Source organism: Citrobacter sp. Cpo126 (assembly GCF_030332445.1).
GTDB lineage: Bacteria > Pseudomonadota > Gammaproteobacteria > Enterobacterales > Enterobacteriaceae > Citrobacter > Citrobacter portucalensis.
Window position 1 is genome coordinate 98,684 of the sequence record NZ_JAOWHT010000041.1, and the last position, 7,546, is coordinate 106,229.

General features: G+C 50.7%; 9 protein-coding genes and 1 tRNA gene. 8 read left to right on the top strand and 2 right to left on the bottom strand.

Features of this window, described 5'->3' with window-relative positions:
* The first annotated feature begins 97 nt into the window (after window positions 1–97).
* From dcyD to sdiA, 4 genes are all read left to right on the top strand, one after another.
* Window positions 98–1,084 (top strand): D-cysteine desulfhydrase, encoded by a 987-nt coding sequence (dcyD, locus tag OGY17_RS19310; protein WP_267458561.1) that lies wholly within the window; start codon window positions 98–100, stop codon window positions 1,082–1,084.
* A gap of 21 nt (window positions 1,085–1,105) precedes the next feature.
* Window positions 1,106–1,774, top strand: coding sequence for a cystine ABC transporter permease (gene tcyL / locus OGY17_RS19315; protein WP_003030474.1), 669 nt, complete (start codon window positions 1,106–1,108; stop codon window positions 1,772–1,774).
* Complete coding sequence (gene tcyN, locus OGY17_RS19320; protein ID WP_003030477.1) at window positions 1,771–2,523, top strand: L-cystine ABC transporter ATP-binding protein TcyN; 753 nt, start codon at window positions 1,771–1,773, stop codon at window positions 2,521–2,523. Before tcyL ends, tcyN begins: the two co-directional genes overlap by 4 nt.
* Before the next feature lie 230 nt (window positions 2,524–2,753).
* Complete coding sequence (sdiA, locus tag OGY17_RS19325; RefSeq protein ID WP_008785095.1) at window positions 2,754–3,476, top strand: quorum-sensing transcriptional regulator SdiA; 723 nt, start codon at window positions 2,754–2,756, stop codon at window positions 3,474–3,476.
* Window positions 3,477–3,542: 66 nt separating this feature from the next.
* On the opposite strand, the gene OGY17_RS19330 is transcribed toward sdiA, so the two are convergent.
* On the bottom strand, window positions 3,543–3,767 hold the full coding sequence (locus OGY17_RS19330; protein WP_003030482.1) for a DUF2594 family protein: 225 nt from the start codon (window positions 3,765–3,767) through the stop codon (window positions 3,543–3,545).
* A gap of 19 nt (window positions 3,768–3,786) precedes the next feature.
* On the bottom strand, window positions 3,787–3,930 hold the full coding sequence (locus tag OGY17_RS23365; RefSeq protein WP_445082762.1) for a hypothetical protein: 144 nt from the start codon (window positions 3,928–3,930) through the stop codon (window positions 3,787–3,789).
* A gap of 296 nt (window positions 3,931–4,226) precedes the next feature.
* On the opposite strand from OGY17_RS23365, the gene uvrY reads away from it, so the two are divergent.
* The 4 genes from uvrY to OGY17_RS19350 all read left to right on the top strand — a co-directional run bounded on the left by uvrY (window position 4,227) and on the right by OGY17_RS19350 (window position 7,543).
* Window positions 4,227–4,883, top strand: coding sequence for a UvrY/SirA/GacA family response regulator transcription factor (gene uvrY / locus OGY17_RS19335; RefSeq protein WP_003834023.1), 657 nt, complete (start codon window positions 4,227–4,229; stop codon window positions 4,881–4,883).
* Complete coding sequence (gene uvrC, locus OGY17_RS19340; RefSeq protein ID WP_286608077.1) at window positions 4,880–6,712, top strand: excinuclease ABC subunit UvrC; 1,833 nt, start codon at window positions 4,880–4,882, stop codon at window positions 6,710–6,712. Before uvrY ends, uvrC begins: the two co-directional genes overlap by 4 nt.
* Window positions 6,713–6,767: 55 nt before the next feature.
* Window positions 6,768–7,316 (top strand): CDP-diacylglycerol--glycerol-3-phosphate 3-phosphatidyltransferase, encoded by a 549-nt coding sequence (gene pgsA / locus OGY17_RS19345; protein WP_003030490.1) that lies wholly within the window; start codon window positions 6,768–6,770, stop codon window positions 7,314–7,316.
* 151 nt (window positions 7,317–7,467) lie between these two features.
* Window positions 7,468–7,543: transfer RNA gene (locus tag OGY17_RS19350), tRNA-Gly, on the top strand.
* Window positions 7,544–7,546: the final 3 nt, after the last annotated feature.

A 7,546-nucleotide genomic window follows, 5' to 3' on the forward strand; every position in this document is an offset into this window, starting at 1 on the left:
ATGAAAAAAGGCGCCTTTAACAGCGCCTTTTTTTATTCCATTGCGCCTGAACGTGCATAATAAAAAGAACATCACAACAACGAATACCGGAGGCTGTATGCCGCTGCATAACTTAACGCGCTTTCCACGTCTGGAATTTATTGGCGCACCAACGCCGCTCGAATATCTTCCACGTTTCTCCGACTATCTCGGGCGCGATATTTTCATCAAACGCGATGACGTCACGCCGATGGCCATGGGTGGCAATAAGCTGCGTAAGCTGGAATTCCTGGCCGCAGACGCACTGCGTGAAGGCGCTGATACGCTGATAACCGCGGGTGCCATCCAGTCTAACCATGTTCGACAGACGGCGGCGGTAGCGGCGAAGCTTGGGCTGCACTGCGTAGCACTGCTGGAAAATCCGATTGGCACTACTGCGGAAAACTATCTCACCAACGGCAACCGTCTGCTGCTGGACCTGTTTAATACGCAAATCGAAATGTGCGATGCGCTGACCGACCCTAATGCGCAACTTCAGGAACTGGCGACGCGCATTGAAGCGCAGGGCTTCCGCCCGTATGTGATCCCCGTTGGCGGTTCCAACACACTGGGCGCATTGGGTTATGTGGAAAGCGCGCTGGAAATTGCCCAGCAGTGTGAAGGGGCCGTTGCGCTTTCTTCCGTTGTGGTGGCATCGGGCAGCGCGGGAACGCACGCCGGGCTGGCCGTAGGCCTGGAACAACTGATGCCAGACGTCGAGCTGATCGGCGTGACCGTCTCGCGCAGCGTCGCCGATCAAAAGCCCAAAGTAGTAACGTTGCAGCAGGATATTGCCCGTGAACTGGAACTGACGGCCTCGGCGGATATCCTGTTATGGGACGATTATTTTGCGCCGGGCTACGGTACGCCAAACGAAGAAGGCATGGAGGCGGTAAAACTGCTGGCGCGCCTGGAAGGCATTTTGTTGGATCCGGTGTATACCGGTAAGGCGATGGCGGGTCTGATTGACGGCATCAGCCAGAAGCGCTTCAAAGACGAAGGGCCAATCCTCTTTATTCATACCGGTGGGGCACCTGCACTGTTTGCCTACCATCCTCACGTGTAACAACCAGGTCGAAAAACGCTAATGCATGAAAGTATCCAACTGGTAATTGATTCTCTGCCGTATCTGCTCAAAGGCGCGGTTTTTACGCTGCAACTGAGTATCGGCGGGATGTTTTTTGGCCTCGTGCTGGGGTTTATCCTGGCGCTGATGCGTTTGTCGCCGCTGTTGCCTGTGCGCTGGCTGGCGCGTTTTTATATCTCTATTTTTCGCGGAACACCGCTGATTGCCCAGCTGTTCATGATCTATTACGGTCTGCCACAGTTTGGTATTGAGCTTGATCCCATCCCGGCGGCGATGATTGGCTTGTCGCTGAATACGGCGGCCTACGCTGCGGAAACCCTGCGTGCGGCAATCTCTTCCATCGATAAAGGGCAGTGGGAGGCAGGCGCCAGTATTGGTATGACGCGCTGGCAGACCATGCGCCGGGCAATCCTGCCGCAGGCTGCGCGCGTTGCGTTGCCGCCGCTGAGCAACAGCTTTATCAGTCTGGTGAAAGATACCTCTTTGGCCGCCACTATTCAGGTACCGGAACTGTTCCGTCAGGCGCAGCTGATTACCTCGCGTACGTTGGAAGTCTTTACGATGTATCTGGCGGCCTCGTTGATTTACTGGGTGATGGCGACGGTGCTTTCTGCGCTGCAAAACTATTTTGAAGAACAACTGAACCGCCAGGAGAGAGAGCCGAAATGAGTGCTATCGAAGTCAGAAACCTGGTCAAAAAATTTCATGGGCAAACGGTGCTGCATGGGATCGATCTTGACGTCAAACCTGGTGAAGTAGTAGCGATTATCGGGCCGAGCGGATCGGGCAAAACCACGCTGCTGCGTAGCATTAATTTGCTGGAGCAACCGGAGGCGGGCACTATTAAAGTGGGTGAGATTACCATTGATACCGCGCGTTCGTTGACCCAGCAGAAAGGGCTGATTCGTCAGTTACGTCAGCACGTCGGTTTTGTGTTCCAGAACTTTAATTTGTTCCCGCATCGGACGGTGCTGGAAAACATTATTGAAGGGCCGGTGATAGTCAAAGGTGAACCAAAAGCTGAAGCGACAGCTCGTGCGCGTGAATTGCTGGCGAAAGTCGGGTTGGCGGGCAAAGAAACCAGCTATCCGCGGCGTTTATCGGGCGGACAGCAGCAGCGCGTAGCGATTGCCCGGGCACTGGCGATGCGACCTGAGGTTATTTTATTTGATGAACCTACCTCAGCGCTTGACCCTGAACTGGTTGGCGAGGTGCTGAATACCATTCGCCAGTTGGCGCAGGAAAAACGCACCATGGTAATTGTGACGCATGAAATGAGCTTCGCTCGCGATGTTGCCGATAGAGCGATATTTATGGATCAAGGACGGATAGTGGAGCAGGGACCAGCAAAATCCTTATTCACGCATCCGCAGCAGCCGCGTACCCGTCAGTTTCTTGAGAAGTTTTTGATGCAATAAATAGTGCATATAGCACTCGTCGGAATTGTTTCTGGCGAGTGCTGTTCGCATAACTATTTATAATTATTGCTTTATTATTAATGCTTGAATCTGTTACTTCCTTCCACTGTTGAGTAATACTCAAGTAATTCTTCATTTGTCCGATAATTTGCATATATAAAATACATTTATGTGTTAGCTTGTTTCATATGTTTGGATGATTATCAATCTCAGGGGCATTACCACTTAGTATGCAGGATCATGATTTCTTCACCTGGCGACGGAGCATGCTGTTACGCTTTCAGGAAATGGCGACGGCAGAGGATGTCTATACGGAATTACAACAACAGACGCAGCACTTAGAGTTCGATTTTTACGCGCTCTGTGTTCGTCATCCGGTACCTTTTACCCGACCTAAAACGTCTCTTCATACGACCTATCCCAAAGCATGGGTGGCGCATTATCAGTCCGAAAATTATTTCGCCATTGATCCGGTGCTGAAACCTGAAAACTTCAGTCAGGGGCATTTACCCTGGAACGATACTCTGTTTCGCGATGCGCAACCTTTGTGGGACGCCGCACGCAATCACGGTTTACGCAAAGGGATGACGCAATGCTTAATGTTGCCTAATCGGGCGTTGGGTTTTTTATCGGTATCGCGTGCAAGTATCCGTAACAGTCGCCTTGCGAGCGATGAAGTGGAGCTCAGGATGCAGCTTCTGGTACGGGAAAGCCTGTCTGTACTGACGCGGCTGGAAGATGACATGGTTATGGCGCCAGAAATGCGCTTTAGCAAGCGGGAAAAGGAAATATTGAAATGGACGGCGGAGGGGAAGACCTCTTCAGAGATAGCCATCATTCTGTCGATTTCTGAAAATACCGTAAACTTCCACCAGAAGAATATGCAAAAGAAATTCAATGCACCAAACAAAACGCAGATAGCCTGTTATGCCGCGGCAACCGGGCTTATCTGAGTAAATTATCGTTCTGAGTGTCAGACGCAAAACCGGCTGAGAGCATTGCTATCAGCCGGTTTCTTTTTACTGGCGGTAAGCTTGTTTAATTTGCTTAACCGTGTTGGAAAATACCGCCGCCTGTGATTGATCTTCAATCAGCGCGAGCTGTTTTTCCATTTTAAGAATCACGCGGCCTGCATCGGCTTGACCCATTGCCTGCAGCATCAGCGTTAACATGGCTTTCAGGCAGGTGACTTCATTGGCCAGTTCCTGGTTATTCTCAGCAGTGGAAAAGTCAGGCGTACTCATTTATTTTCCTCGTTATGTTTCAATGAAAAAGTGCGATGTCAAATCTTAAGGCGGCGGAGTATACCATAAGCGAGGCTAAAAATATCTGTGGTTGTTTTTTGCGCGGACCAATGTTGCGGACATTAAAATAAACAACATGTTGCAGTGCATATATTTTCTCCACATGTTGTTTATTTCGAGTATTTTCCTCGTTAATTATTGTTACAACTTTGACTGCCTATTTTGCATTCAGCGGGGGAATATGAATTTTTTGTCACTATTCTGAAACAGCTATGCAGATATAACCGTGGCAGAAGGCTGTCAGGACTGAAAGTTTCCACTCGTCGTACAATCTAATTTCCAAAAACGAGAGCAAAATCGAAAGTCGGGCGTTTTTTACATTTCAAAGTTGAGATAAAACCCGTTAACATAGGGCCGATTAACTATCGGTAGCGTTATCCCTATTCTGGAGATATTCCTTTGATCAACGTTTTTCTTGTTGATGACCACGAACTGGTGCGCGCAGGGATACGACGCATTCTGGAAGATATAAAAGGCATAAAAGTTGTCGGCGAAGCGTGCTGCGGTGAAGATGCGGTAAAATGGTGCCGCTCAAATTCCGTTGACGTTGTGCTGATGGATATGAATATGCCCGGTATTGGCGGTCTGGAAGCAACCCGCAAAATTGCGCGTTCCACGGCAGACATTAAAGTGATCATGCTGACGGTACACACCGAAAACCCATTACCTGCAAAAGTTATGCAGGCAGGGGCCGCAGGGTATCTCAGCAAAGGCGCCGCCCCCCAGGAAGTAGTGAGTGCCATTCGTTCGGTTTTTTCCGGGCAGCGTTATATTGCCTCCGATATCGCTCAGCAAATGGCGCTCAGCCAGATTGAGCCTGAGAAAACGGAAACCCCGTTTGCCAGTTTGTCTGAACGCGAGTTGCAGATTATGCTGATGATCACCAAAGGTCAGAAGGTCAATGAGATCTCAGAACAGCTGAATCTTAGTCCTAAAACGGTGAACAGCTATCGCTATCGAATGTTCAGTAAATTAAACATTCACGGCGATGTAGAGCTGACTCACCTGGCAATTCGCCATGGCCTGTGTAATGCGGAGACATTAACAAGCCAGTGACCGATCAGTTTGATGCCAAAGCGTTCCTGAAAACCGTGACCAGTCAGCCCGGCGTCTATCGTATGTATGATACCGCCGGGACGGTTATCTATGTCGGGAAAGCGAAAGACCTGAAAAAAAGGCTTTCCAGCTACTTCCGTAGTAATCTTGCGTCACGCAAGACCGAAGCGCTGGTCACGCAAATCCAGCAGATTGATGTCACGGTGACGCACACTGAAACCGAAGCGTTATTGCTTGAGCACAACTACATCAAGCTGTATCAGCCGCGCTATAACGTATTGCTGCGCGATGATAAATCCTACCCTTTTATATTCCTTAGCGGCGATACCCACCCGCGCCTGGCGATGCATCGCGGGGCAAAGCATGCCAAAGGCGAGTACTTTGGACCGTTCCCTAACGGTTATGCGGTGCGTGAAACGCTGGCGCTGTTGCAGAAAATATTCCCTATCCGCCAGTGCGAAAACAGCGTTTATCGCAACCGTTCTCGGCCTTGTCTGCAATATCAGATTGGCCGCTGTCTCGGTCCGTGTGTCGCGGGTCTGGTGAGTGAGGAAGAGTATGCTCAGCAGGTCGAGTATGTTCGTCTGTTCCTGTCCGGAAAAGACGATCAGGTATTAACGCAGCTGATCGCCCGCATGGAAAAGGCCAGCCAAAATCTCGAATTTGAAGAGGCTGCGCGCATTCGTGACCAAATCCAGGCCGTACGCCGCGTGACAGAAAAACAGTTTGTCTCTAATACCGGAGACGATCTGGACGTCATTGGCGTGGCGTTTGACGCCGGTATGGCCTGCGTGCACGTTCTGTTTATTCGCCAGGGTAAAGTGCTGGGCAGCCGCAGCTATTTCCCGAAAGTACCCGGTGGTACGGAACTCGGCGAGGTCGTCGAAACCTTTGTCGGGCAGTTTTATCTGCAGGGGAGCCAGATGCGTACCTTACCCGGGGAGATCCTGCTCGATTTTAATCTTAGCGATAAAACCCTGCTGGCAGACTCTCTGTCTGAACTGGCCGGCAGGAAGATTAACGTGCAGACGAAACCGCGAGGGGATCGCGCACGTTATCTCAAGCTGGCGCGGACCAACGCGGCAGTGGCGCTCACCACAAAACTTTCTCAGCAGTCGACGATTACGCAACGTCTGACGGCGCTGGCATCGGTGTTGAAGTTACCTGCGGTGAAGCGTATGGAATGCTTCGACATCAGCCATACGATGGGTGAACAGACGGTAGCTTCCTGCGTGGTCTTTGATGCCAATGGCCCGCTGCGCGCAGAGTATCGCCGCTACAACATTACCGGCATTACGCCGGGTGATGATTATGCGGCGATGAATCAGGTTTTGCGTCGGCGTTATGGTAAGGCGATTGAAGAAAGTAAGATTCCGGACGTCATATTGATCGACGGCGGTAAGGGTCAGTTAGGGCAGGCGAAAGCCGTTTTTGCTGAGCTGGATGTTCCCTGGGACAAACAGCACCCACTCTTGCTGGGGGTGGCAAAAGGGGCCGATCGTAAAGCAGGCCTGGAAACGCTGTTCTTTGAGCCGGAAGGTGAGGGCTTTAGCTTGCCGCCGGATTCGCCTGCATTGCACGTTATCCAGCATATCCGCGATGAATCTCACGATCATGCGATTAGCGGGCATCGTAAAAAGCGGGCGAAAGTGAAAAGCACCAGCACGCTTGAGACCATCGAAGGTGTCGGGCCAAAGCGTCGCCAGATTTTGTTGAAATATATGGGAGGTTTGCAAGGCCTTCGTAACGCAAGTATCGAAGAAATTGCAAAAGTGCCGGGTATTTCGCAAGCTCTGGCAGAAAAGATCTTCTACTCGTTGAAACATTAGGCCCTCTGTAGCAACATAGGGGTAATTTCACTGACAACAGATAGTTATCCGTCATATGCAATTTAATATCCCTACGTTGCTCACGCTGTTTCGCGTCATCCTGATCCCATTCTTTGTATTGGCTTTTTACCTGCCATTCACCTGGGCTCCCTTTGTTTGTGCGCTGATCTTCTGTATCGCAGCGGTCACTGACTGGTTTGACGGTTTTCTGGCGCGCCGCTGGAACCAAAGCACGCGTTTTGGCGCCTTCCTCGATCCGGTCGCTGATAAAGTGCTGGTGGCAATCGCGATGGTCCTGGTGACAGAGCATTACCACAGCTGGTGGGTAACGCTCCCTGCCGCAACAATGATTGCGCGTGAAATCATCATCTCTGCACTGCGTGAATGGATGGCCGAACTGGGTAAACGCAGCAGCGTAGCCGTATCCTGGATCGGTAAAGTGAAAACCACTTCGCAAATGGCTGCACTGGCCTGGCTGCTGTGGCGTCCAAATATCTGGGTAGAGTATGCTGGGATCGCACTTTTCTTCGTCGCCGCGATACTGACTTTGTGGTCAATGTTCCAGTATTTGAGCGCTGCACGTGGAGATTTGCTTGATCAGTGATCGTTTCGACGCAAATTTCAGCAAACGATCGTCAGTGGTGAAAAATATCGTTGACTCATTGCGTCAGGTAAGTAGAATGCAACGCATCGAACGGCAGCACTGATTGCCAGACGATAACAAAATCAAGTGATTAACAAAGTTACTTGGTGATGCGGGAATAGCTCAGTTGGTAGAGCACGACCTTGCCAAGGTCGGGGTCGCGAGTTCGAGTCTCGTTTCCCGCTCCAAAT